The organism is Leptospira borgpetersenii serovar Javanica (genome assembly GCF_003046425.1).
In the GTDB taxonomy this organism is placed as follows: Bacteria; Spirochaetota; Leptospiria; order Leptospirales; family Leptospiraceae; genus Leptospira; species Leptospira borgpetersenii.
This window is the reverse complement of sequence record NZ_QAJG01000009.1, coordinates 116,636-140,000: the sequence shown is the minus strand read 5'-3', so window position 1 is coordinate 140,000 and position 23,365 is coordinate 116,636. Positions and strand designations below refer to the sequence as shown.

Below are 23,365 nucleotides of genomic sequence, written 5' to 3'. Positions count from 1 at the left end.
AGTCAACGAGAGTACGATTCTTCTTTGCGGCATAAAAGGAAAAGGTTCCTAAAAGTATCGCTCCTGTAAGAAGAATCGGATATGAGACGTTGAGGAACAGAATTCCGATCGTAGTCAAAACAAAATAAAGGACTTGGCGTTCGGATTTTAAACTCTTTCGGACCAGGTTCCCGAACGCAAGTAGAATGATCGCGAGGATCGAGGGTTTGATCCCGTTCAAAAACGAGGTCACGTAAGGAACGGAGCCATAAGTAAAATAGAATATACTAATTCCTAAAAAAATCAAAACGGAGGGAAGAATAAAAAATAGGCCTGCAAAAATTCCTCCTTTGGTTCCGTGTAGAATCCAACCCAAGTAGGTCGCGAGCTGCTGCGCCTCCGGACCGGGTAAAAACATACAGTAATTTAGGGCGTGTGAAAATTCATCCTCGGAAATCCATTTCTTTTCTTCGACGAGCATTTTGTGCATCAGACTGATTTGTCCCGCGGGGCCGCCGAAATTGGACCAGCCGAGTCGGAACCAAAAACGAATCGCTTCTTTAAAAGACGGAATCAAGCTGGAAGTTTCCCGATTTTAAAAAAGAGCGGCCATTCCACGATTTTGGTTCGGGTTGAACCCCAAAAATTTCGAATTTCCGCCTCGACTAAAAGAACCGGATCCGATTCATTTTTTTGAATGTATTTCTGGACGCTGGACCAGGTTCTGAGGTAACCTAATACTTGATCTACGGTCCATTCTTCCTTCATGCTGAACGGGGGAGGGATAATCTCTTCGAAAGGAAAGGGAATCGTTTTGTATTCTTCTTCCACGTATTTTCTTTCCGGCGGCCAATACGAATCGACGATTACTCTATAAAGTTTATCCACGACATCGTCGATTTCGGGGGAGATTCTATGCAGACCATAACCCCAAATCGCAAGAATTCCGTTTTTCTGTCCAACTCGGATGGCTTCTTTGTAAAATGGTTCGAAATCGAACCAGTGAAATGCTTGAGCCACTGTGATCAAATCCGCTTCATGATTTTCTAATGTAGAGTCTTCCGCTTTGCAGACTCTGTATTCGACGTTTTTACGAGGTTCGGCGTTTGAGATTTGATTTGTGCTCGGATCCGTAGCGATCACTTTTTCAAAAGTTGCTGCAAGAAAAACTGCGGCTTGACCCGTTCCAGTCCCGCAATCCCAGACTGTTTTTGCGTTCGGAACGAGGTTCTTGAGATATAAAAACAATTCAAGCGGATAACCTGGTCTAAACTCGGAGTAAGAAGAGGAATAAGAAGAAAAATGGTCTTTGAAATTCATGCTTTGATATTTTCAAAGATCGTAATATGACTTCAATCAGGAATTTAAAAATCACCGTCCGGATGTTTTTGAAATTCCTTTTGATTGATAAAAAGGTACTGATATTGGATTTGTTTACCGTCCTTCGTTTTAGCTTGCACCATCAGGGGAAGAAATGTGGATTTTTTTGCGAAACTTGGGATCTTTACCGTATAATCTGGAGATTGATTTTCTAAGAGTACATTCTTACTTTTAATCTTGATACTAACCGATTCGGATTGAACCCCTTCAAGGTGGATCTTAAATTCTTGACCCGCTTTTACCCAAGATCCGTCTTGGATGGAAATAGAGATCTTTGGAGGAGGCGCCATTGTAAGAATGGAATTAAATGCTGGCTGAGATTGTCCCCAAGGAACTAAGGATCTGTGTATGTTGTAAATGGGGGTTCCCGGAAGATTTTTACCTGGGTTGACCGTAAACGCCATTCTGTAGCCGATTGCTTTCGCTTCCTCGATTACTCTCGGATCGAAGAGACCGAAGGGATACGCGAGATCGACTACCTTTCTACCTGTTTTTGATTCTAAGATTTGTTTGGATTCCGCGAGTTGTTTTCGAATTAACGCCCGACTCATCATCGGAAGTTTCGGATGGTATAAAGTATGAGAGCCTAGGTCCAAAACTCCACTGTCCAAAGCCCTTTTTAATTCTTCCCAAGTCATGTAGTATTTTTTCCCCGAAGAAATAATCGAGGGATAGATGAAGATAGAAGCGGTGAAACCATATTTTTTTAAAAGAGGAACTAAAACTTCTAAATGTGTTTTGGAGCCGTCGTCGAATGTCAGTAAGATCGGTTTATCCGGAAAGTCGGAAGTTTTTTTACCGTTAATATAAGCATAGAATTGATCTAGTCGAACCGTCTTGTAACCTGTAGCTTTCAAAAACTTAAATTGTTCTTCCAAAAGGTTCGGATGGAGATTATAACCTCCCATTGGTCCACCCTCGGGCGCTAAGTGGTGATAACAAAGAACGGGAATCCCGCCTCCGGAAACGGATTCGACTCCCTGAATCGTATAACTAGGAGTAGGTGGAGTATCTTCTTTAACGGTTGGAAGCGCGTCTTCGTATTTTTTCTTTTTGGAATTCTTGGAAATGTCGAGATTTTCCCATTTTGAATCGGGTTCTTTTCGGTTTTTAACTGCAGATTTTTTAGGGGAAGCTTTATCTTCGGACTGATCAGGGCCTACGTTAGTCGATTCCGTTCTTTCTTTTTGATTTTTTTTTAAAACGGTTTTTTGCGAGGAATCTGCGAGAGTGTACGAAGATTTATCTTTTTTTGAAGATGAAGTAGTCAGCTTTTTCTTCTCAGGGTTGAGGAAATCGTTCAGAGGAGAAGCGATAAGAATCGAAGATACTAAGAGATGAAAGATTGTGAGAGTGATGAGGATATTGCGCATAATGTTATTAGTGAGAAAACAAAACATTGTGTTCCATTTTTTTGGATAAAAGGAAATTAACGTTTTAAAACGAATTGTAAATGGTTTTGTTTGCATTCTGAAATCCGGGAGAAAGGTCTTCGGTTAGTGTTTTAACACCGCTTTCCCCGGCAAGCGATTCCCGAGGTTTTCAATTGCAGAATTTTACAAAGGATTTTTCGGCTTCGTTATGCCCTAAGTTTGCCGCTTTTTTCCAATCTTCGCAAGCGCTTTGTTGTTCTTTCACTGTCCAGTTTGCCGCAGCGCGGTTATTGAGTGCATTCGCATAAGTTGGTTTCAAACGGATCGCTAAAGAAAGATCTTCGATCGCCCCTCGATAATCGGAAACTTTCATTTTTGCACAGCCTCGGTTGTTGAAAGCGATCGAGTAATTCTCTCGTTTTTCAATCGCCTGGTCGTAATCGGAAATCGCTCCTGTTTTGTTACCGGATTTGCTTTTGGCAAGTCCTCTATTGTTAAGTGAGGCCGGATTGTCCGGATTGACGTCCAGATCTCTTGAATAAAACTCGATCGCTTCCAAATAGTCCCCGTTCTTGAATTTAGAATTCCCCTCTTGAAAGGAATTCAGATCGGTTTTGCGGATGAAAACCAGTTCCTTTGTTTTCTCCTGTTTGAAAGAACAGGCAGAAAACAGCGTAATAGTTAGGAAAAAAATAAAAATCGATATAAATCTCGATTTAAGACCGGGGACCAACCAAAGAACCTCCGAAAGAGATTTATTGTCCTCCTTTCTCTCGGATCAACCTTTTTAAAACCGATTCACTATGGGTGCAAAGTTTTAAAATTCCACCCTTTGCCGGTTTTTGTTTTTCGAGTTGTAGAAGCTGAGAGGCAAAGCGAAACTTTCTACGTATATGATTCACAGCTGGAATCGAAGTTCTAAAATTTTTTGCCAACTCGTGATCAGCTAACCCTTTCGAGTTGAGGTCGAAGAACTTCGCTAGTTTGCCTTTATCCCAAACGATCTTCCGATCCGTTCGGTAATAATTATGTTGTTCCAAACGTTTACTGTTACGTTCGTATGAGCCTTGATTCCTCTTCTTTCTCCAGAAGGGGTGACGGTTTCTTGCATATTTGATATCCTCAATTGTATACCCGGTGGATGTAAGCCATTCCGACGTAATACTAGATTTTTTGGGCCCGGTCAGTTTCGATTTGATGGATAACTCGATGTACTGCTCCGGTGTAGATGCTGAAAGTAGTTTTCGTTTTTCTTTTTCGTAGATTTCCATATTGTTTTACGCTCGTTAAATTTCCGGAGAGCGTTAACTCTCCAAACTTTAGAAACTATAATTACCACAATATGGTTAACTTGAAAACATTTTTCCGAATTTGGAAAGAATTTCTCGAATGTATTTCTTATCTTCGAAAGTACACTGAAGTAATTAAACACTTACTATCATGTTGCCACTTTTGTGAATTTGAAGCGGTCCAATTCACTCGAGCCTCGCCGTAACTTCCTCTGATAAGCGAAATGAAGGATTACGTTTCGTAGTCGCATTTGAAACAGTTTTAAAGGAAAGTCGATATAGACTATAAGAATGGATTCCAGACGGTATGAAAGGAGAAACGATATTTCGGTTTTAAAAAGTATACAGACTTTATTTGCCTCTTTGGGTTTTGTTTCGAGACGAGAAGTTATCCCCGCGTTCTTTTAAATGTAAAAATTAGAGATTCTAAAAGTACGTCAGACCAGAGGTTGCAAAAATTACAATATCCGGCAATAGTAAAGAATCTACATAAAATAATATTACGAACAATGGAAATGAGTTTTTTACGTGTCTGAAGCGTTTTGGTCAAGAGCTGTGGAAAATGACTTTATCTACTGACATGTCTAACTCGGAAACTTTTCACGAAAGCGAGCATAAGTTAGGAACTTATGCTCGGTAGATTTGATAAGGATTTTCAAACTTGTTTGAATCGCTAGTTGATATTTTTCGGAGTGATGTCAGCGATTCCAATATCTCGGATAAAAATTCCGGGATTTTGGTTTTGTGCGGTTGAATGGAGGTATACTTTTGATTTCAAGAAGATTTTCTGATGGAAGAAAATACGATTTAGAAGAATGGAATGTGATGAAAAGGATTTTCAAAATAGAGGGTCGTAAATTTAGAAAAATGCGTTAGAATTGGGTTTCATATGAATGAAAATACCATTCTGCAAAAAAGAATACAAACGCCTATTCGAGGTGTTTTGTTGGATTTGGACGGAGTATTGTATACGGGAGATTCTGTTCTTCCCGGGGCACGGGAGGCGGTTTCTTATTTAAAAGAGAATCATATACCTCATCTGTTTTTAACGAATACGACTACGAAATCGAGACAGGGGATTTCCGAATTCCTAAACGATCTAAAAATTCCCGTGGAGGAAAAAAGAGTTCTGAATTCTCCCCGGGCTGCCGGCGAATATATCCGAGAAACAGGAAATCCAAAAACTTTTTTCGTCATTCGAGAGGAAGTTAAAAAGGATTTGAAAGAAATCAATTTCGAACGGAAAATTCCAGAAGCCGTATTAATCGGAGATATCGGAGAAGAATGGAATTATGGGATTTTAAATGATATCTTTCAAAAAGTGAAGGGTGGAGCCAGATTGATCGCTCTTCATAAAGGAAAGTATTGGCAGGCAAAAGAAGGGTTGATGTTGGATATAGGGGCTTTCGTGTCCGGAATAGAATATGCAACGGGTGTCAAAGCCGAGATCATAGGAAAACCTTCTCCGGCGTTTTTTAAGGCTGCTCTGGAAATGATTTCCACGCAAGCGTCTGAGACAATTATGATCGGGGATGATCTTGATTCGGATGTGGGTGGTGCACAAGTTTGTGGGATCCGGGGGGTTCTCGTAAAAACCGGGAAATATCGGAATGGAATATTGCAAGATTCGAATGTTCGTCCCGATGCCATTTGGGAAAATATAAGTTCATTAATTCCGTTTTTTCAGAAATTATAAAACTGTTTCAAAATATCAAACCGAAAAGTAGGATATGAGTTCAATGCTGTAAAGACGGGATTGCACTTTCAGATCCAGTCAATAAATTGGATGAAAGAAACGTAATGCGATATTTCGTCTTTAGTTACAATTTATTATAGAAGCGAGATAACTTGAGTTTCCCTACGCTTCAATCGCTTGCGCATTAATTAACTTACATTAACTAGCTGTTGGTCTATGTAAAATTTTGAGAAGTTTTACAATTCTCCTTTGAGAGTCGTAGTTCATTCAAGAAGAAGAATCGAAAAAATCATCGGTACAAAGCCCTGTTTTTAATCTTTCCATGGAAAAACCCCAGTCTCTCATTCTAGCCTCGTCCAAGTAACTTTGAAGAGATTCAATAATTCCTCTTGAGATGATGTGAGAGAGAACATGATAAGACAAGAGAGTTCTTCTTGGAGGAAATTCTTTTCTAAATCTACTTTTTTTCGTAGAGAAAGCGGAGAGAAGGAAGTCCTCCTTCTTCTAAGACATATTTGTTCTATTGGATTGCGGTTCGTATATTTCTAAGACTTCCAAGAGAAAGTGAGAAGTAATTGTAAAAAGATTCTTTGGGAATCTTGGAAGGGTCCACGATCTCTTGGATTCCGACGGGTCCGGTTTTTCGCAGGAGGTAAATTCCGGTTTCTACTGCGTTAGAAGAGAGTTTCATCTTTTTTGGAGTATAAAGCGGCTGATCATTTTAGAATATAAGGAGAATTTGTAGGAGATCTTACAAAAAAAGAGGAATATTACTGAGAAAGGGGTTTTGGAGTAGGAACTCTTACAAAATTTCTAAAGAATTCTGTAATTAACGTGAGTTAACAAATGCGAAAGCGATTATTATGCTGCGATCCATAGTGAGCCATAACGTTACCCACAAGTTAAGAAGGCTTTTGGGATCATAAGGATCAAAAACTGATATTTTTCAAGTGTTCCGACAAGAATGAGGCTTTTTACTTGCAAGAAGTATGATTTTGTGGTAAAGAAAACCTCCCGAGTCTTCCCACCGCCTCTCCCCTCCACCCAAAATCAGGGTGGGGCGTAAGTTTCACAGAGGATTTGTAGTAATTCCGACAGATTTATCTTCAGATCCAAGTATTTGTGGGTAAGGTTATGGTAGGGAGCAGCGCACTTTAGTTTGGAAGTTCCGGAGGAATTGGATTGCCCAAACTTTCTTATATCGAATTCACATTAAGTTAAAGGAATCGACGTCCCTCGTTGAAAAATTTTTCAAGAAACCTCAAAAAATCCCGAAAACTCGAATTTAACCAATTCTACTGATTACTTGAAAGAACCGCTTAGGTATGGGATTAAAAGAAGAAGTTAGTTCGAAAAGAGAAATCACCTTCCGAAAAAAAGGAACACCTGTCACTCTCCTCATTCCGGAGCAGATTGTACACTTGAGAAAATTAAAGCCAAATAAATTGAGTCAAGAATTGAGTTTTCTCCTAAAGAAATATCAGAAATGCGCGCTCGAAAAGAAATTTTTAGGAAGAAGTTTCCCTGCAGTGAGCTATCAGAGAAAAGGTTTAAAACTAAAAAAGATGAATTTTCGTCCAAATGAAAAGGATTGGGTCACTTTGGGAGTCCTTGCTCTTGGATTAGGTGTTTCCCGTTGTCTCCTTTTTACTATCTTAGCAGAGTGGGAGAATACTAACGAAATCCCCTACTACCAAACAGGAGGAGCTCTTACAAAAATCACCCTTCTCAGAGAAATTTCCCCACCCAAAAACCGGTTCTTCTCCCAACTTTTTCCTTCCCCTTCATAAAAAACTTGCAGATATCAAGATATCAAGATATCTTGGCCGGATGAAGCTTTTAGAAGCCAAAATTGTTTCTGGTAATGGTCCGAAGCAGATTCTTTCTGCTCTAAAAGCGCTTTCGGATGAAACAAGGATTCGAATTCTTCATATTCTTTCTTTATCCCCTTTGAATGTGCAGGAAATTACAGAAGTCTTAAAAATGGGCCAGTCTCGCGTCTCTCGACATCTTAAAATTTTAACCGACGCGGGATTCTTGATTCCTGAAAGAGAAGGGTCCTGGGTATACTATCGAATTCCAGAGGAAAAAAAGGCCTCTGCTTTTTCTTCCGAGGTTACCGAGCTTCTTCTTTCCTACAAAGAAGATTTGCCATTTCGAACGATAGATCAAGCTCAGATTGCCGAAATTCTTTCCAGAAGGGACCAAAAAAGTACATTCTATTTTAATAATGTAGCTCACGATTGGGAATCGATTCAAAAGGATGTGCTGGATCCTGCAATCTATCGTAAAAAAATTCTTTCTTATTTGCCTGATTTTTCCTCCTTAGTTTACGATTTGGGATGTGGTCCTGGAGGTTTGATCCCTTATCTTTTAACGAAGTCGGATCAGGTGATCGGAGTCGATGCGTCTCCTAAGATGGTGGAAGAGGCGGAGGTAACATTTACGGGAAATGCTCACGTATCCTTGATCTGTTCCCCTTTGGAAGACGTGGCATCTTACGCGAGAGAGCAAGCTGATGCGGTCGTTGCCTCCATGGTGCTTCATCATCTTTCCAATCCACCCGCAGTAATTCGTGAAATTTATAAAATTCTAAAACCCGACGGAACCTTTTGTCTTGTGGATTTGAAAAAACACAATCAAGAGTTTATGAGGGATAATTTCTCCGACCTTTGGTTGGGATTTGATTATTCTCTTCTACAAGATTGGTTGGAACTTTCTGGTTTTAGGGTCGGTTCTTACGAGGAGTTTGATACGGGTAACGTTTTCAAAATTTTGATCATTCAAGCAAAGAAAAAGGAGGACTAAAAATGTCCGCAATAACACAAGAAAAAGGTTTAAACTATAAAGTAAAGGATCTTTCCCAAGCTGAGTGGGGAAGGCAGGAGATCATCCTGGCGGAAAAAGAAATGCCCGGTCTTATGGCGTTAAGACAGGAATACAAAGGTAAAAAACCTTTGGCGGGTGCAAGAATTGCTGGATCTCTTCACATGACGATTCAGACCGCGGTTTTGATCGAAACCCTGACGGAATTGGGAGCGGAGGTTCGCTGGTCTTCTTGTAATATCTTTTCAACTCAAGATCATGCCGCCGCTGCGATCGCTAAGGCCGGGATTCCCGTTTTTGCATGGAAAGGAGAAACCGAAGAGGAATACTGGTGGTGTATCGAACAAACCCTTTTCTTCGGAGACAAAGGACCGAACATGATACTCGATGACGGAGGAGATCTCACTGCTTACGTTCACGAGAAGTATCCTAAATTGTTAAGCGAAATTCGTGGTATTTCCGAAGAAACGACCACAGGTGTCAAGAGTCTTTACAAGTTACTCAAAAAGGGGGAATTGAAAGTCCCCGCGTTCAACGTAAACGATTCTGTTACCAAGTCTAAGTTTGACAACCTCTACGGATGTCGTGAATCTCTCGCGGACGGAATCAAAAGAGCGACCGACGTTATGCTCGCAGGTAAAGTGGCTCTCGTTTGCGGTTTTGGAGACGTAGGTAAAGGATCCGCCGCTTCTCTTCGTAATTTCGGCGCGAGAGTGATCGTAACCGAAATCGATCCGATTTGCGCTCTTCAAGCTTCTATGGAAGGTTATCAGGTTCTTCGTGTGGAAGACATTATCGAACAGGTGGACATCGTAGTAACCGCGACCGGGAACGACGATATCATCACTCTCGAACACATGAAAGCGATGAAAGACGGTGCGATCCTCTGTAACATCGGACACTTCGATACCGAAATCCAAATGTCCAGATTAAATTCCGAAAAAGGCGTAACCAAAAAAGAAATTAAACCTCAGGTGGACAAATATACTTTCCCTGACGGTAAATCCATCGTCGTTCTCGCGGAAGGACGTCTTGTAAACTTAGGTTGTGCAACCGGTCACCCTTCGTTCGTAATGTCCTGTTCGTTTACCAATCAGGTATTGGCTCAGATCGAACTTTACAACAACAAATATGAACTCGGGGTCTACACCCTTCCGAAACATTTGGATGAGAAAGTGGCTGCTCTTCATCTCGAACAGTTGGGAGTTCGTTTAACAAAACTGAACCAGAAACAAGCCGACTATTTGGGAGTTCCGCTCAACGGACCTTTCAAGCCGGAGAACTATAGATATTAATCTACAAGCCTTTCCAAGTGCGGACTTCGAACTTTACGGTTCGTTGTCCGTCTCGGAAGGATCGGACTTTTCGAATGGCTTATGTTGTCACAGAACCTTGCAGAAATTGCAAATACACGTATTGCGCGGCAGTTTGTCCTGTGGAAGCTTTTCGAGAGGGGGCTAATTGTCTTTATATCGAGCCTACCGTCTGTATCGATTGTAATAAATGCAGACCGGAATGTCCGGTAGAAGCGATTTATCCGGATTACGAAGTTCCGTCTATCTGGCGTGACTGGATCGCGGAAAATGTCCATAAAGCGAAACATTTTCCCGTTATCATAGACGTGAAAGTTCCTCTCAAAAAAGAGGGATGTATAAATCCGGAATATTAGGATTTAATGTTATATTATTTATTAGAATTATCAAAGAAGTTTGCTTATGACTTATAAAGTTCAGAACTATACCAATCGTTCATCCCAGGAATTGCTAGGGCTCCTCGAAAAACAAATCTTAGTCATAGACGGGGCGATGGGAACGATGATTCAAAGATTCCTTCTCACCGAAGACGACTTTAGAGGGGAGGTTCTCAAAAACCATCCGCATCCTCTCAAGGGGAACAACGAACTTCTTTGTTTGACAAGACCGGACGTAATTGAAGCGATTCACATTAAATTTTTGGAAGCGGGCGCCAATATTTTAGAAACAAATACGTTCAGTTCGAATCAGATTTCTCAAGGCGATTATAAAACGGAGTTTCTCGTCGTGGATTTGAACAAGGCTGCGGTTCAATGCGCGCGTAACGCGATTGAAAAGTTTAAAAGGACAAATCGCCACCATCCATGTTTTCTGGCCGGTGCAATCGGGCCTACGACTCGTACTGCGACACTTTCTCCGGATGTAAACAATCCTGCGTTTCGTGCGGTGACTTTCGACGATTTGGTTGCGACTTTTTACGAACAAGCGCGCGCTCTTGTGGAAGCGGGGGTGGATCTGCTTCTTCCCGAAACGAATATCGATACTTTGAATCTGAAGGCGGCAATCTTTGCGATCGAACAAGTATTCGAGGATCTTCAAGTTCGAATTCCTGTGTGTCTTTCCGTAACGATTACAGACGCTTCGGGAAGGACTCTTTCCGGGCAAACTGTGGAGGCATTTTACAATTCCATTGCACACTGTAATCCTCTTTCGGTGGGAATCAATTGTGCGCTTGGTGCGGACGAAATGCGTCCTTATATCGAAGAACTTGCAAGAATTTCATCCTGCTATATCAGTTGTTATCCGAATGCGGGATTGCCGAATGCGTTCGGAGGTTACGACCAGACTCCGGAGGAATTCGGAGCTTATATTCAAGAGTTTGCAAGTTCTGGCTGGTTGAACATTGCGGGCGGATGTTGCGGGACCACTCCCGAACATATCGCCGCTGCCACAAAAGTGGTCCAAGGAAAAAAGCCAAGAGTACTTCCTCAGATCGAAGAAATCACAAGACTTTCTGGATTGGAGCCGTTGAACGTCACCTCTGATAAAGGATTTTTGCTCGTAGGGGAAAGAACCAACGTTACCGGATCTCCTAAATTCAAAAAGCTCATCATCGAAGGAAATTTCGAAGAAGCGGTTTCTGTTGCGTTGCAACAAGTGGAAGCGGGAGCGAATATCATCGATATCAATTTCGATGAAGCGCTGTTAGACGGCGAGGCATCGATGAGACATTTCCTAAATCTCATCGCGGGCGAACCAGATATCGCAAAAGTTCCGTTCATGATCGATTCTTCCAAATGGAGTGTTCTGGAGGAAGGTCTGAAATGTATTCAGGGAAAACCGATTGTAAATTCCATTTCTCTCAAAGAAGGAGAGGAAAAATTTTTAGAACACGCTCGTAAAATTCAAAGATACGGAGCTTCCGCGATCGTGATGGCATTTGACGAACAAGGACAAGCCGCGACCAAGGATGAGAAGGTTCGTATTTGCAAAAGGGCATATGACCTTCTCGTAACGAAGGCGAATTTCAGTCCGACTGACATTATCTTTGATCCTAATATTCTGACCGTGGCTACCGGAATTGAGGAACATAATAACTATGCAGTGGACTTTATAGAAGCTGTCCGTGAAATTAAAAAGTTTTGTCCGGGTGCGAAAGTTTCGGGGGGATTATCCAACGTATCTTTTTCCTTTAGAGGAAACAATCCCGTGAGAGAGGCGATGCACTCCGTTTTTTTATACCACGCGATACAAGCAGGACTCGACATGGCGATCGTAAACGCAGGAATGCTTGCGGTCTATGAAGAAATTTCGAAAGATTTATTAGAATATGTTGAAGATGTAATCCTAAATAGAAGACCAGACGCAACTGAACGTCTTGTGGAATTTGCCGAAAGTATAAAATCCTCCGGGGACAAATCTGAAAAAAAAGGGGAAGCTTGGAGAGAAGGAACTACGGTCGAGGAAAGGCTTTCGTACGCACTGGTCAAGGGAATCGTGGAGTATATCGATCAGGATACGGAAGAAGCTAGGCTTAAGTACGGACGTCCGTTAACCGTCATCGAAGGTCCTCTGATGGACGGAATGAAAATCGTAGGAGAATTATTCGGTGCCGGGAAGATGTTTCTTCCTCAAGTGGTAAAAAGCGCTCGAGTCATGAAAAAATCCGTGGCCTATCTTCTTCCTTTTATGGAAGAAGAGAAAAATCAATCGGAGAATGTGGCTGCCCGTCCTAAGTTTTTGATCGCGACCGTAAAAGGAGACGTTCACGATATAGGAAAGAACATCGTCGGAGTCGTTCTTGCATGTAATAACTACGAAGTGATCGATCTAGGCGTGATGGTACCTTCCGATAAAATTTTGGAAGAAGCAAGGAAACATAACGTTAATATCATCGGTCTTTCCGGGCTTATCACTCCTTCACTCGATGAGATGGTACACGTGGCTTCCGAGATGAAACGAACCGGTTTCGAAATCCCTCTTTTGATCGGAGGAGCGACCACGAGCTCCGCGCACACTGCGGTAAAAATCGCGCCCGTATATAATCCACCTGTAGTACATGTTGTGGACGCTTCTCGGGTTGTAAACGTGGTAAATCAGCTTTTACATCCGGATTTAAACGAGGGGTATGCTCAAAAGATCAAAGAAGACCAAAAAACGGCCCGGGAGAATTATTTCAATACGAGGGCGGAAAGAAAATTAATTTCTTTGGAACAAGCCAGAGAGAATCGGGAAGAGATCGATTGGACGGCTGCGACAATCGATAAACCTTCTTTTACAGGAATACGGATTTTTGACGAAGAAATTTCTTTGGAAATGTTGATACCGTTTATTGATTGGACTCCGTTTTTTACCGCCTGGGAACTCAAGGGAAGATATCCCGCGATTTTGGAAAGTGAAACTACTGGAAAACAGGCGAGAGAACTTTTCGCGGACGCGCAAAAACTCATGAAGACAATCGTGGACGGAAAACTTTTTAAGACGAAAGGAGTAATTGGAATTTTTCCGGCAAATTCGGTCGGAGACGACATCGAAATCTATGAAAACGAAAACCGTTCTAAACTTCTCACAGTGTTTCATACACTTCGTCAGCAGATTCAAAAAGAAGACTCATCGGAGCCGAATTATTGTTTGGCGGACTACATCGCTCCGAAGAATTCTGGGAGGATCGATTATATAGGCGGATTTGCTGTTACCGCCGGACACGGAGTCGAGGAATTCGCGAAAGATTTCGAAAACCACCAAGACGACTACAACTCGATTATGGCGAAGGCTTTAGGAGATCGTTTTGCAGAAGCTTTTGCGGAATACATGCATTACAAGGTTCGAAAAGAATATTGGGGTTATGACAAGGATGAAAATCTTTCTCCCGAAGATCTAATCCGTGAAAGATACAGGGGGATTCGTCCGGCGGCGGGTTATCCGGCTTCTCCCGATCATACCGAAAAGAGAATTTTATTCGATTTATTGCAGGCTGAAAAAAATACAGGAATCACACTTACCGAACATTTTGCGATGTGGCCTGCAAGTTCAGTCAGCGGCCTCTACTTTGCGCATCCTAAATCAAAATATTTCGCGGTCGCAAAGATCAACCGAGATCAAATTGAAGAATACGCAAAACGAAAGGTCATGAGTGTCGAAGAAGTCGAACGTTGGCTGGCTCCGAATCTTGCCTATGATCCTCTTGCGGTTTCGGTGGTCCGATAAAACTTCGAACCTAATTTCGATTCTATTCGTCTTATTAGAGTAGAAAATTATGGAACCGAACATTCCTAATCATTTTTTGGTACACGATCACGGTCCGGTGTATTCTGAGACTCGAAATGCAACCGAAGAATTTTCATTTCATCCTACATTGATTTCTTGGCTCAAAGAGCCTCTTGAACTCAAGGGAAACGAAATTTTAAAACTGACGGAAATTGGTTGTACGGATCATTCTTGTCCTGTGATCGAAACTTGTTTGGAAGTCTTTTATTCAAAACAAGATTCCGAGCCAAAGTATATGATTCGCTTTGGAAGAGCGAAACATTTAATCAATAAGATGGATCTTACTTTCTCTCTCAAAAAACAAGGGATTATTGATTAACAGTTGTAATATTCCGAACAGTGACTATAAATAATATGAGTTCGGTGGTTGGAGATTCATTTTTCTAAAATTGTAGGAACTCATACTTTTAGAGCGTCTCTATAAAATTCTAAAATGTAGATTCTAAGGTCGAATTTATAAGATGGATCGCCGTTTTCGGGTCGTCCGATGAAAAATTCATTTTCATTTTCTTCTACCGAACTCACGTTAAATATAGTGTCGTGGAATCGTTCTCACGTCGAAAAGTTACGATACGACAAAACGATCCTTGAATTGAAGATTACTCTCCAAACTTTTAGACCAAAACGTTATGATTTTCTAATGTTGTTACTTAGAGGAAGTTTCCGAAAAACTATATTTAATCCCGAGAATTCCCTGAACATCCTGCATCCATTGATGTTGTTCTCCCCCGAGTTGGCCCGCGGTCGGAACAGGAACTCTTACCATCCCTTCTAAACTTAAATTTCGGGAGGAAAAGGAAATTCCGGGGTTCAAATAGTATTCGTACGATTTCATGCCGCGAAAATGATTTCCCGGCTCTCCGCTATAAGCCGAACCTCTATCCTGGAAACGTTTGATACTGGAAAATTGAAGAAAAAAATTCATCTTAGAACTTTCTCCGATTTCCGGAAACACGGAGTAGTTGAATGCAATCGTGGATCTTGCAGATTCTAAAAATGCAAGCCCTGCTTGGTTGCCGATCATTCTCGCATTAAAGTCCATTTCCAAGCCCGCATGACGTTTCATATAAAGAAACATCACTCCGGAATTACTTCCGTTTTGTAGAGAATTTGTAGTCAAACCGAAACCCGGAATCTGATTTCTGGAATCGGTAATCCGATCCATGGTCCTTTTTTCGGAAAAAGCTCCCGATGCCAGTTTGCCGTTCCTGGAAGGAACCTGGTCTACGAGAATGGTTTCGGAAATGGGTAAAAATTGAACGCTTTCTTGAGGGACCACGGAAAATAAGAATGGTTGGAACATTCCTGAAAAAGAAAGTCCGGGAGTTTTGATAAAAGTAATCTCAGGAGCTTTGTTTTGGGGAACGGAATCATTTTCCGGTCCGAGCTTGAGTTCCATTGGGTCCTTATAGGGAATTGCAATTACCTGTAGGTATTTCTGTCGATTGAGATCGAAATCACGGGAAAGATGATAAGGTTCGAACGGGCTTGGCAAAGGATCTTCGACCGAAAAGATCGAAACTCCGAATAAAAACAAAAATAGAATGAAGGATCTCCTTTTGTTCATAAAATGTTCCATCTGTAAGACTATGGAAATAGAACGGAACTGTCAGTATAAAATTGCAAAATGAGGTGATTTTTACGGGGATTCTCGAAACTATTTGTGTGAGGACCCCGTTATGGAAACACGAATTCAAAATTTTGGTCAATGTTCGATACCTAGTCCCGCGAATTATGAATATTACACGAGTGATTCCTCCAGATTGATATTTAAAACTGTGTTTCAATCGGAAGAGGATTGGAATTCTTATGTGAAAGGTAATCCCGATTTTTTCGAACAGGCCGGACCTAGGGAAAAAATATATTTTTCTCCCAAAGAAGTGACCGCCGGAATCGTAACTTGCGGAGGTCTTTGCCCCGGAATCAACGACGTGATTCGAGGGATAGTAATGGAGCTTTATTATCGTTACGGAGTTTCCAGGATTTTAGGTTTTCCCTACGGTTATCAAGGGCTTGTAAAAAAATATTCCTACGAACCGATCGAACTCACGCCTGAAAAAGTGGCGCATATTGCGGATGAAGGTGGGTCTATGCTCTCTTCGTCCAGAGGAAATCAATCTCCGGTCGAAATGGTGGATTGTCTCGGCTTTTACGGAGTAAAGATGCTTTTTTGTATTGGAGGAGACGGCACTCTTCGAGGTGCTCGGGAGATCGTGGATGAGGTCACCAGAAGAAAGATGGAAATTTCTGTCATTGGAATTCCGAAGACGATCGACAACGATATCAACTATGTACAAAAAACATTCGGTTTTTCTACTGCGTTTTCCAAGGCGATGGAAGCGGTGGAATGTGGACATGTGGAAGCGAAAGGAGCGCCGAACGGAATCGGCTTGGTCAAACTGATGGGACGTCATTCCGGATTCATCGCGGTAAATGCTGCTCTCGCTTCTAAAAACGTAAATTATTGCCTAATTCCCGAAGTGAATTTTGACCTCTATGGAAGTGGAGCGTTTTTGGACGATCTCAACAAAAGAATCCAAAAGAAGGGACACGCGGTTATCATCGTGGCGGAAGGAGCCGGGCAGAAATTTTTCGATTCGACGGAAGAAAGAGACCCTTCCGGGAATCTGAAACTGGGGGATATCGGTCTTTTCCTCAAGGATACGATGACTGAGTTTTTCAAAAAAGAAAACATTCCAGTGAACATCAAATACATAGATCCGAGTTATATCATTCGATCGATTCCGGCTAACGCGGAAGATTCCGTATTCTGTGGTTTTTTGGCTCAAAATGCGGTTCACGCGGCGATGGCCGGTAAAACCGATATGGTTGTGGGAATGTGGAACAACGTATTCATACATCTTCCGATTTCTCTTGCGATTCAGGAAAGAAAAGTGTTGCAACCGGACAAAAGTACTCTTTGGAGATCTCTTTTGGCTTCCACGGGTCAGCCCGCGCATATGTTGGCCAAACATTCAGAGGACAGAAATGTAAATTACGTCAGAATTATTTGATATTTTAAGAAATATCGTTTTACAATTGCTTCCCGTAGGGAAGCCCAGTGGCTTTGCCGCTTCAGTCCTCTGTTACGGAAGACGAATCATAAACAATGTATAATCGTCGTGTGGATCTGCATCTCCTCGAAACGCATCAGTCGTATCGATGATGAGTTCCTTTAAAGCTCCAAGAGGCATATCTCCATTTCGTTCGATGAGCTTAGTGAGATTTTCAAGACCGTACATCTCGTTCGATTCGTTCATAGCCTCGCTGACCCCGTCCGTATAGAGAATTAAAAGATCACCGGGATAATAATCGAGCTCGTGTTCGTCAATCTCTGATTCTTTAATTCCGAGAGGCATTCCTTTGCCGGAAAGGCTGACGACATTTTTTTCTTTGGCTTTATAAAGGAGTTGTTCGTTATGGCCTGCACTAGAATAACGAATCTTTCGTTTCGCCATATTGATTCTTGCGAGCATTACTGTGACGAACATAAAATATCCGGATTTTTCCTGGATAATTCGGTTTGCACTCATCAAACTGATACTAGTCGAGGAATTTCTGGAAACTTCTCCTGCGATGATCGTTTTGGAAAATTCCATAAAGAGCGCGGCGGCGATTCCTTTTCCGGAAACGTCTGCGATGAGAACACTGACTTCGTCCGGATTATGATAGATTAGATCGTAAAAATCGCCTCCGATTTCTTTCGAAGCGATGTAACTCGTTTCCAATTCCAAACCTTGGATCTTCTTAGGAATATTTGGTAAGGAATTTACTTGGATCTGGGAAGCGATCTGCATATCTCTGTGGATCGAATTGAGTTTTTCTTTTTGTTCCTTAGAAAGAAGGGAATTGTAAGCTTCCGCTATCTGGTTGGAAATCGTACTCAAAACGTTTTGATCCGCATTGTCGAAGTTGTTTCCCGATTTTTTATCCGCAGAATTTAGGATTCCGATGATCTTTCCGTCCTGGCGGATCGGGACGGAAATAAAGGATTTGGTTTTGTACCTTTCGGGACGAACACAGTCTTCCATGATAGAAGAGGTGTTTTGGACTAGAATCGGTTTACCGGTTTCGATAACCTTGCGGATTACGCCTTCTTTTTCGTTGATGAAATGTTCTTCTTCTTTAAGACTGAAGCCGATACTTTTTTTGAGTTCGTATTTTCCGTTCTTTGGATTGAAAAAGATTAAAGAAACTCTTTCTGCTCCCATAATTTCCGAAACGGAATTTACGGTGAGATTAAAAAATTGATCCATCTCCGAGATATTCGAGATCGCCTGACTGAGTTGAAACAAACAATCAAGTTCGTTCGCGCGGCTTTTCAAATCTCGAATCAGTCTTCGATTTCGAATTGCGATTGCGGCAAGATCCGAAAGATATTGAAGAATCTTAATGTCTTTGTTCGTAAATTCTTTTCTTTCTAGAGAATTGACCGCTTCCAATACACCCTGGATTTCCCCTTGAGTGCTCATCGGAACACAGATAAGATTATAGGTAACAAATCCCACGGTCTCGTCGATGTTTCTATAAATTCGAGAATCGTTTTTTGCGTCGTTCACGATTACGGGTTCCAATGTCTCCAGAACCATTCCCGCAATCCCTTTCCCTCTTGGGACTTTCAGTTCCGTAAGGGATTTCTCTTTTGTGCCTTTAGCAATATTGAAAACGAGACAATCTTCGTTCCGATCATACAAAAGGAGGGAACAACCTTCTGTGTTGAGGACGTCTTTTGTGGTTTCTATGATGATGTTAAGAAGTTCTTCCAGGTTGTCGGTCGAGTTAATTTTCGCCGTAATGTTGGAAATTAAAGATAAGGATAACTGCCTTTCACTCATAAAGGGGTGTTGGGATTTTTTTGTAGAAGGAATTCAATCATTGAACACAGGAAAGTTTCCCTTGTCAAGGAGTTTCAACGAATCGAAAACTTCGGGAAAACGAGACAAATTGACGTTAATCGAACGCATGATGGTACCCTCTTCGAAAAAGGAATCGTGTCAATCATGATTCGATCAAAGAACCGATGCCTTGATTTGTGAAAATTTCAATCAAGATGGAATGAGAAACTCTTCCGTCAATGATATGAGTTCTATTCACTCCTTGGTCGATTGCTGCCAGACAACATTCCACCTTAGGAATCATTCCGCCTGAAATTTCTCCCTTTCGAATGTATTCCTTCATTTTACCTCGGCTGAGTCCGGTCGCTAATTTACCGTCGATCAAAATCCCTTCCGTGTCGGTAAGAAGAATCAGTTTTTCCGCTTTGAGAGCGCCTGCGATTTCACCGGCGAAAGTATCCGCGTTGATGTTTAGGCTGTCTCCTTCCACACTTTCCGCTACCGGGGAGATGACCGGAATGAACCCTTCCTTTTGGAGGTTATGAAGAATTTCTGGATTTATGGATTCGATTCTTCCTACAAGCCCCACATCGAAGAGCTGTTTTTCCTTTCCTTCCAATTCGATCTCTATCGGAGCTTTGACCGCTTTTGCGAGGTTACCGTCCTTGCCGGAAATTCCGACAGCCTTTCCACCTTGAGAATTGATCATAGAAACGATTTGTTTATTTACCTTACCGGTGAGAACCATTTCCACAACTTCCATTGTCTGAGTGTCGGTGACTCTATGTCCGTGAATGAATTCGGTCGGAATTTTCAAGCTATCCAAGAGGCGATTGATTTCAGGTCCTCCTCCGTGAACGATTACGGGATGGATGCCTACATACTTTAAAAGAACGATATCTTTAGCAAAAGATTCTTTTAAATCGGCCTTAGCCATCGCGGCTCCGCCGTATTTGATCACGACCGTCTTGCCTGAATATTTGGTGATGTAAGGAAGGGCTTCTAGGATATGATTGACTCTTTCCAAAAGTTTTTCCATGAGAAACAAAAGAATCCTTGTGTCTTCCTCTGTCATCTAGAAATAGAGAGTAATAGATTGCCTACTATGAGGTTATAGATTGTCTCCGAAAAATCAGGAAACGAACAAAAAAAGAAATGTGATCCTTACCGGAGGAAGCGGAGGTTTGGGAAGAGCCGTCGCTGAATCTCTTGTATTCGAAGGATATTCCGTGACCAATTTAGATATTCAAGTTCCGAAGGAAATTTTGTCGGGAGAACTTTTTCTGAATACGGATCTTACGAAAGATGAAGAACTTATTTCCTCGCTTTCCGAATGGGAAAATACGATTTCTACCCAAAATCAGATTCCGTACGGTTTTGTTCACTGTGCCGGATACGGAGGGCCTTATCATAAAATCACTCAAGTCAGTCTGGAGGAATGGGATCGTATTTTTTCGATAAATATTCGTTCCTCTTTTCAGATTGCGAAGTTTCTTTTGCCTATATTCAAAAATTTGCAATTAGGAAGATTGGTATTTATCGCCTCTTCTTTATCGCTGATCGGTTCTGCAAATTCAGTCGCGTATTCCTCATCGAAACACGCTTTGATCGGCTTTGTAAAATCTCTTGCGGATGAATGGGGTCCTTTCGGAATTACTGCGAATGCGGTCAGTCCGGGTTATATGGAAACGTCGATGGGAATTCAGGAAGATCAAGTTTCCGATCATAGACAAAAAATCATTACCATGACTCCGTCCGGCAAAATAGCGCATCCTTGCGAAATCGCGAGGGTCGTTGCTTTTATGTTGAACGAAAACTCCTCCTATATCAACGGTGCAAACTGGGTCGTTGACGGCGGGATCACTGCGGTTTGAAGAATTTGAAATTTAGGATATTTTCATATAAGAACCCGTCGAGCGCCAATAGAAGCGAGACGCTTTAGTTACCGCTTGATCTTTCTGATAAAGCAGAAAACTAAAGTGCGTCGCTCTAAGGATTTTACGTTACTTTATTCCGAAAAAAAGATTACGTAATCTTTTTTGCTTCTCGGATATTTGTTCTTCGAATTTAAATTGGCTCGTTTGAAATCGTTTGGAAAGTTTTATTTTCCTTTTGAGGATTTTCCCTTTTCTTGCGATCAAAAGTTCCACTTTTTCACCCGCCCTAAATTGTTTCAAAAGATTCTTTCGATTTCCGGAATGAATTCGAGTTCCGTTCAATGCGATCCACTCGTCTCCTTGACTCAAATCCACAGAGGGATCTAAAAATTTCCAATCGATCTTATGAATGATGAGATTTCCTTTATCTTCCCTGGTTCCGAAACCGAGTTCTACTTCCGGATTCGAATCGGATCGTCTAACGCCGATTTTGTGAAAGTATTTTTCAATCGGAATCGGAATCGGTTTGTCGAGATAATCGCCGAATTCTGATTTTAAATCGATTCCGGTACGTTTTTTTGCCGCTTCGAAGAATTCGATTTTTGTAAACCCCCGATTTTTTCCTAAATGGAAGGTTTGATATACTTCGTTCATCACATCTAAAAGAGAATGATCGCCTGAGGATTCGGACAAAAGGTGAAGATTCATGGCCAGAGCTAAAATACTTCCTTTGACGTAGTAGGAAACTCCAGTGTTATTCGCGTTCGGATCGTTCAGGCGATTGTAAAATTTGGTCCAAGCCGTAAACGAAGAATCTTCAAGACTCATCCAAGATTCGCCTTCCGATTTTTCCAGACTCAGTAAATCTTCCATTACTTTTGCAAGATACGACTCCGCGTTGAGATGTTTGGTTTTGACTAAAAAATATGCGTCGTAAAAAGAAGTGATTCCTTCCGCTATCCATAACTCTCTTGTTAAATTCGGCTTTTGATAATCGAAAGGGCCTAATGCAATGGGACGAATGCGCTTTACGTTCCAGAGATGAAAGTATTCGTGGGATAAAAGTTCCAAAAGTTTTAGGTATCCGTCTTTTGAAATCGCCTTCAAAGGATCGTACATATTTACGGAAGAATTGAGATGTTCCAAACCTCCGTAAGCCCCTTCGGATAAGATTAGAATAAATAGATAGCGGTTATTCGGCGAGCCGGCGAAAGAACGGATTTGTTCTTCCGTAATTTTTTGTAAATCCGGGATCAGGGTTTTCTGAACAGATTTGGATAATTCTCCTTCGAGTACGATTTCGTGAACACATTCTCCCACATGAAACGGAATGGCTGCGCGGTTGGATAAAAGAATGGGAGCATCCAAGAATTCGTCCAGATTTTTGGAAAAACGTTTTTTCCCTTTGCCGTCTAAACCCGAGTGACAAAATTCAAAGGGAAGGGAATTCGAAATCTCTAATGTGATTTCGGAAACTTTTTCGTCTTTTGGATATAAGAACAAGGCGGGCGGGTGCAAAAGGCAAAACTCGGTCGTAAAATAATTGGAACGAACCGAATAATCGTAACCATAGACCACATAACGTATGAGAAACGATGTCCCCTCACAAAGGACGCTCCAGGAATCGAGATCAATTTGCGAAACTTCCGGACGTTTTCTATTCTTCCCTAAAGCAGAGACTTCGAGTTTATGAATATGCCTGGAGTAATCTCGAACCATATAGGATCCGGGGGACCAAACGGGAAGAGAAAGAATGATTTCTTTTCGGGGGGACATTATCTCCAATTCCACTTGAAGGTAATGTCCAGTAAGTTGATATTCTTGAATGGAAAAGTGAAGTTTAGACAATCATGTACCGCTAGCTTTGGAAATCTCTTGGAGAGTTTCTTCCACCGTAGTCGTCGGGTCAACTTTTCTCCAAACCTTTTGAATCTTTCCATTCGGAGAAATTAGAAAAGAGTCCCTGGAAAGTCCCTTGAAAACCTTACCTTTCCATTCCTGATCACCATAAACTCCCAAGGCTTCGCTGAGTTTGTGATCCGGATCGGACAACAGCGGAAAATTCAAAGAATATTTTTGAATGAAATTTTTATGGGAGTCTAAATGATCCAGACTTACTCCGTACACTTTGGCTCCGATTTTTTTGAATTCTCCTATATTGTCCCGGTAACTACAGGCTTGTTTGGTACAACCCGGAGTATCATCTTTGGGATAAAAATAGAGAAGAGTCCAAGAACCGGCGATGTCTTCTGGAAGTTTGACATTTTTACCTTCCGTACTTTCCAAACTGATCGTGGGCAGATTTGTTCCTAACATTGAATCTGACATTCAAGTTTCCTCCGGGAGTAAGAATATCGAGTTCAGGTGAGATGCAACCGCTTTTCAAAATAGTATGAAAGATTTAAAGACGGGGTTTACTTGGAAGGAATGTAATTGCTAAATCGTATTAGGAATTTTATTGGTTCGGGGAAAATCGGCATCGGAAATCTTGTCCAACCGGATATGATTTTCAATTCTTAGATTTTGTACAAAAGTTCCCAGATTTACTACTCGGTCACATAAAAAGAATACCGTAATCAAAGCCCGTTTTA

General features: G+C 41.6%; 20 protein-coding genes and 1 pseudogene (1 of these 21 only partly in view). 9 read left to right on the top strand and 12 right to left on the bottom strand.

Features of this window, described 5'->3' with window-relative positions:
* From CLV95_RS09410 to CLV95_RS09390, 5 genes are all read right to left on the bottom strand, one after another.
* Positions 1-556: the 5' portion of a chromate transporter gene (locus CLV95_RS09410; RefSeq protein WP_002732188.1), read on the bottom strand. The gene continues 911 nt to the left of window position 1, outside the view; 556 of the gene's 1,467 nt are visible here — the first part of the coding sequence; the start codon lies at positions 554-556; the stop codon falls past the left edge of the window.
* Positions 553-1,299 carry a class I SAM-dependent methyltransferase gene (locus tag CLV95_RS09405; protein WP_002732159.1) on the bottom strand — a complete coding sequence of 249 codons (747 nt, stop codon included), beginning with the start codon at positions 1,297-1,299 and terminating at the stop codon, positions 553-555. Before CLV95_RS09405 ends, CLV95_RS09410 begins: the two co-directional genes overlap by 4 nt.
* Positions 1,300-1,343: 44 nt before the next feature.
* Entirely contained in the window at positions 1,344-2,828 is a 1,485-nt protein-coding gene (locus tag CLV95_RS09400) for a polysaccharide deacetylase family protein (RefSeq protein WP_002732219.1), read from the bottom strand.
* 73 nt (positions 2,829-2,901) lie between these two features.
* The gene (locus CLV95_RS09395; protein ID WP_002732167.1) at positions 2,902-3,465 is read right to left on the bottom strand and encodes a tetratricopeptide repeat protein; all 564 of its coding nucleotides are present in this window, start codon (positions 3,463-3,465) and stop codon (positions 2,902-2,904) included.
* Between the two features lie 22 nt (positions 3,466-3,487).
* A complete protein-coding gene (locus CLV95_RS09390; protein WP_002729400.1) occupies positions 3,488-4,003 on the bottom strand; it encodes an LB099 family protein in 516 nt (171 codons plus the stop codon).
* 907 nt (positions 4,004-4,910) lie between these two features.
* Between CLV95_RS09390 and CLV95_RS09385 the strand changes: the two genes are divergently transcribed.
* Positions 4,911-5,717: a TIGR01458 family HAD-type hydrolase gene (locus CLV95_RS09385; RefSeq protein WP_002732179.1), complete on the top strand. Its 807-nt coding sequence runs from the start codon at positions 4,911-4,913 to the stop codon at positions 5,715-5,717.
* A gap of 272 nt (positions 5,718-5,989) precedes the next feature.
* Here the strand turns inward: CLV95_RS09385 and CLV95_RS18825 are convergent.
* Positions 5,990-6,095 (bottom strand): annotated as a pseudogene (locus CLV95_RS18825) (acyl-CoA thioesterase); the annotation flags it as partial.
* Positions 6,096-6,237: 142 nt separating this feature from the next.
* Positions 6,238-6,408 carry a hypothetical protein gene (locus tag CLV95_RS19070; protein ID WP_002732154.1) on the bottom strand — a complete coding sequence of 57 codons (171 nt, stop codon included), beginning with the start codon at positions 6,406-6,408 and terminating at the stop codon, positions 6,238-6,240.
* Positions 6,409-7,042: 634 nt separating this feature from the next.
* Between CLV95_RS19070 and CLV95_RS09375 the strand changes: the two genes are divergently transcribed.
* The 6 genes from CLV95_RS09375 to CLV95_RS09350 all read left to right on the top strand — a co-directional run bounded on the left by CLV95_RS09375 (position 7,043) and on the right by CLV95_RS09350 (position 14,381).
* Positions 7,043-7,507 carry a DUF1564 family protein gene (locus tag CLV95_RS09375; protein WP_002722189.1) on the top strand — a complete coding sequence of 155 codons (465 nt, stop codon included), beginning with the start codon at positions 7,043-7,045 and terminating at the stop codon, positions 7,505-7,507.
* A 40-nt stretch (positions 7,508-7,547) separates the two neighbouring features.
* Entirely contained in the window at positions 7,548-8,525 is a 978-nt protein-coding gene (locus tag CLV95_RS09370) for an ArsR/SmtB family transcription factor (protein WP_002722230.1), read from the top strand.
* Between the two features lie 2 nt (positions 8,526-8,527).
* Positions 8,528-9,838 (top strand): adenosylhomocysteinase, encoded by a 1,311-nt coding sequence (gene ahcY / locus CLV95_RS09365; protein ID WP_002722228.1) that lies wholly within the window; start codon positions 8,528-8,530, stop codon positions 9,836-9,838.
* Positions 9,839-9,912: 74 nt separating this feature from the next.
* Positions 9,913-10,212: an indolepyruvate ferredoxin oxidoreductase subunit alpha gene (locus CLV95_RS09360; RefSeq protein ID WP_002732204.1), complete on the top strand. Its 300-nt coding sequence runs from the start codon at positions 9,913-9,915 to the stop codon at positions 10,210-10,212.
* A 46-nt stretch (positions 10,213-10,258) separates the two neighbouring features.
* Positions 10,259-14,002 carry a methionine synthase gene (metH, locus tag CLV95_RS09355; protein WP_002732175.1) on the top strand — a complete coding sequence of 1,248 codons (3,744 nt, stop codon included), beginning with the start codon at positions 10,259-10,261 and terminating at the stop codon, positions 14,000-14,002.
* 49 nt (positions 14,003-14,051) lie between these two features.
* On the top strand, positions 14,052-14,381 hold the full coding sequence (locus CLV95_RS09350; protein WP_002722216.1) for a hypothetical protein: 330 nt from the start codon (positions 14,052-14,054) through the stop codon (positions 14,379-14,381).
* A 327-nt stretch (positions 14,382-14,708) separates the two neighbouring features.
* Here CLV95_RS09350 and CLV95_RS09345 read toward each other — a convergent pair whose 3' ends face one another.
* Complete coding sequence (locus tag CLV95_RS09345) at positions 14,709-15,629, bottom strand: LIC_20087 family outer membrane protein (RefSeq protein ID WP_002732087.1); 921 nt, start codon at positions 15,627-15,629, stop codon at positions 14,709-14,711.
* Positions 15,630-15,741: 112 nt separating this feature from the next.
* On the opposite strand from CLV95_RS09345, the gene CLV95_RS09340 reads away from it, so the two are divergent.
* Positions 15,742-17,076, top strand: coding sequence for an ATP-dependent 6-phosphofructokinase (locus tag CLV95_RS09340; RefSeq protein ID WP_002732174.1), 1,335 nt, complete (start codon positions 15,742-15,744; stop codon positions 17,074-17,076).
* A gap of 72 nt (positions 17,077-17,148) precedes the next feature.
* Here the strand turns inward: CLV95_RS09340 and CLV95_RS09335 are convergent, their stop codons facing one another.
* Positions 17,149-18,897: a SpoIIE family protein phosphatase gene (locus CLV95_RS09335; protein WP_002722247.1), complete on the bottom strand. Its 1,749-nt coding sequence runs from the start codon at positions 18,895-18,897 to the stop codon at positions 17,149-17,151.
* Positions 18,898-19,060: 163 nt separating this feature from the next.
* Complete coding sequence (gene argB, locus CLV95_RS09330; RefSeq protein WP_002736629.1) at positions 19,061-19,936, bottom strand: acetylglutamate kinase; 876 nt, start codon at positions 19,934-19,936, stop codon at positions 19,061-19,063.
* A gap of 79 nt (positions 19,937-20,015) precedes the next feature.
* Here argB and CLV95_RS09325 point away from each other — a divergent pair, with 79 nt between their 5' ends.
* The gene (locus CLV95_RS09325; protein ID WP_002722237.1) at positions 20,016-20,771 is read left to right on the top strand and encodes an SDR family NAD(P)-dependent oxidoreductase; all 756 of its coding nucleotides are present in this window, start codon (positions 20,016-20,018) and stop codon (positions 20,769-20,771) included.
* Between the two features lie 129 nt (positions 20,772-20,900).
* Here CLV95_RS09325 and CLV95_RS09320 read toward each other — a convergent pair whose 3' ends face one another.
* On the bottom strand, positions 20,901-22,622 hold the full coding sequence (locus tag CLV95_RS09320) for a M61 family metallopeptidase (protein WP_002732208.1): 1,722 nt from the start codon (positions 22,620-22,622) through the stop codon (positions 20,901-20,903).
* The gene (locus CLV95_RS09315) at positions 22,623-23,102 is read right to left on the bottom strand and encodes a peroxiredoxin (RefSeq protein ID WP_002722201.1); all 480 of its coding nucleotides are present in this window, start codon (positions 23,100-23,102) and stop codon (positions 22,623-22,625) included.
* Positions 23,103-23,365 lie beyond the last annotated feature (263 nt).

Excerpts from the sequence above, each read along its gene's own strand:
- CLV95_RS09405 (WP_002732159.1), bottom strand. The coding sequence starts at position 1,299 with ATGAATTTCAAAGACCATTTTTCTTCTTATTCCTCTTCTTACTCCGAG.
- CLV95_RS09400 (WP_002732219.1), bottom strand. The coding sequence starts at position 2,828 with ATGCAAACAAAACCATTTACAATTCGTTTTAAAACGTTAATTTCCTTT.
- CLV95_RS09390 (WP_002729400.1), bottom strand. The coding sequence starts at position 4,003 with ATGGAAATCTACGAAAAAGAAAAACGAAAACTACTTTCAGCATCTACA.
- CLV95_RS09385 (WP_002732179.1), top strand. The coding sequence starts at position 4,911 with ATGAATGAAAATACCATTCTGCAAAAAAGAATACAAACGCCTATTCGA.
- CLV95_RS19070 (WP_002732154.1), bottom strand. The coding sequence starts at position 6,408 with ATGAAACTCTCTTCTAACGCAGTAGAAACCGGAATTTACCTCCTGCGA.
- CLV95_RS09375 (WP_002722189.1), top strand. The coding sequence starts at position 7,043 with ATGGGATTAAAAGAAGAAGTTAGTTCGAAAAGAGAAATCACCTTCCGA.
- CLV95_RS09370 (WP_002722230.1), top strand. The coding sequence starts at position 7,548 with ATGAAGCTTTTAGAAGCCAAAATTGTTTCTGGTAATGGTCCGAAGCAG.
- ahcY (WP_002722228.1), top strand. The coding sequence starts at position 8,528 with ATGTCCGCAATAACACAAGAAAAAGGTTTAAACTATAAAGTAAAGGAT.
- CLV95_RS09360 (WP_002732204.1), top strand. The coding sequence starts at position 9,913 with ATGGCTTATGTTGTCACAGAACCTTGCAGAAATTGCAAATACACGTAT.
- metH (WP_002732175.1), top strand. The coding sequence starts at position 10,259 with ATGACTTATAAAGTTCAGAACTATACCAATCGTTCATCCCAGGAATTG.
- CLV95_RS09350 (WP_002722216.1), top strand. The coding sequence starts at position 14,052 with ATGGAACCGAACATTCCTAATCATTTTTTGGTACACGATCACGGTCCG.
- CLV95_RS09345 (WP_002732087.1), bottom strand. The coding sequence starts at position 15,629 with ATGAACAAAAGGAGATCCTTCATTCTATTTTTGTTTTTATTCGGAGTT.
- CLV95_RS09340 (WP_002732174.1), top strand. The coding sequence starts at position 15,742 with ATGGAAACACGAATTCAAAATTTTGGTCAATGTTCGATACCTAGTCCC.
- CLV95_RS09335 (WP_002722247.1), bottom strand. The coding sequence starts at position 18,897 with ATGAGTGAAAGGCAGTTATCCTTATCTTTAATTTCCAACATTACGGCG.
- argB (WP_002736629.1), bottom strand. The coding sequence starts at position 19,936 with ATGGAAAAACTTTTGGAAAGAGTCAATCATATCCTAGAAGCCCTTCCT.
- CLV95_RS09315 (WP_002722201.1), bottom strand. The coding sequence starts at position 23,102 with ATGTCAGATTCAATGTTAGGAACAAATCTGCCCACGATCAGTTTGGAA.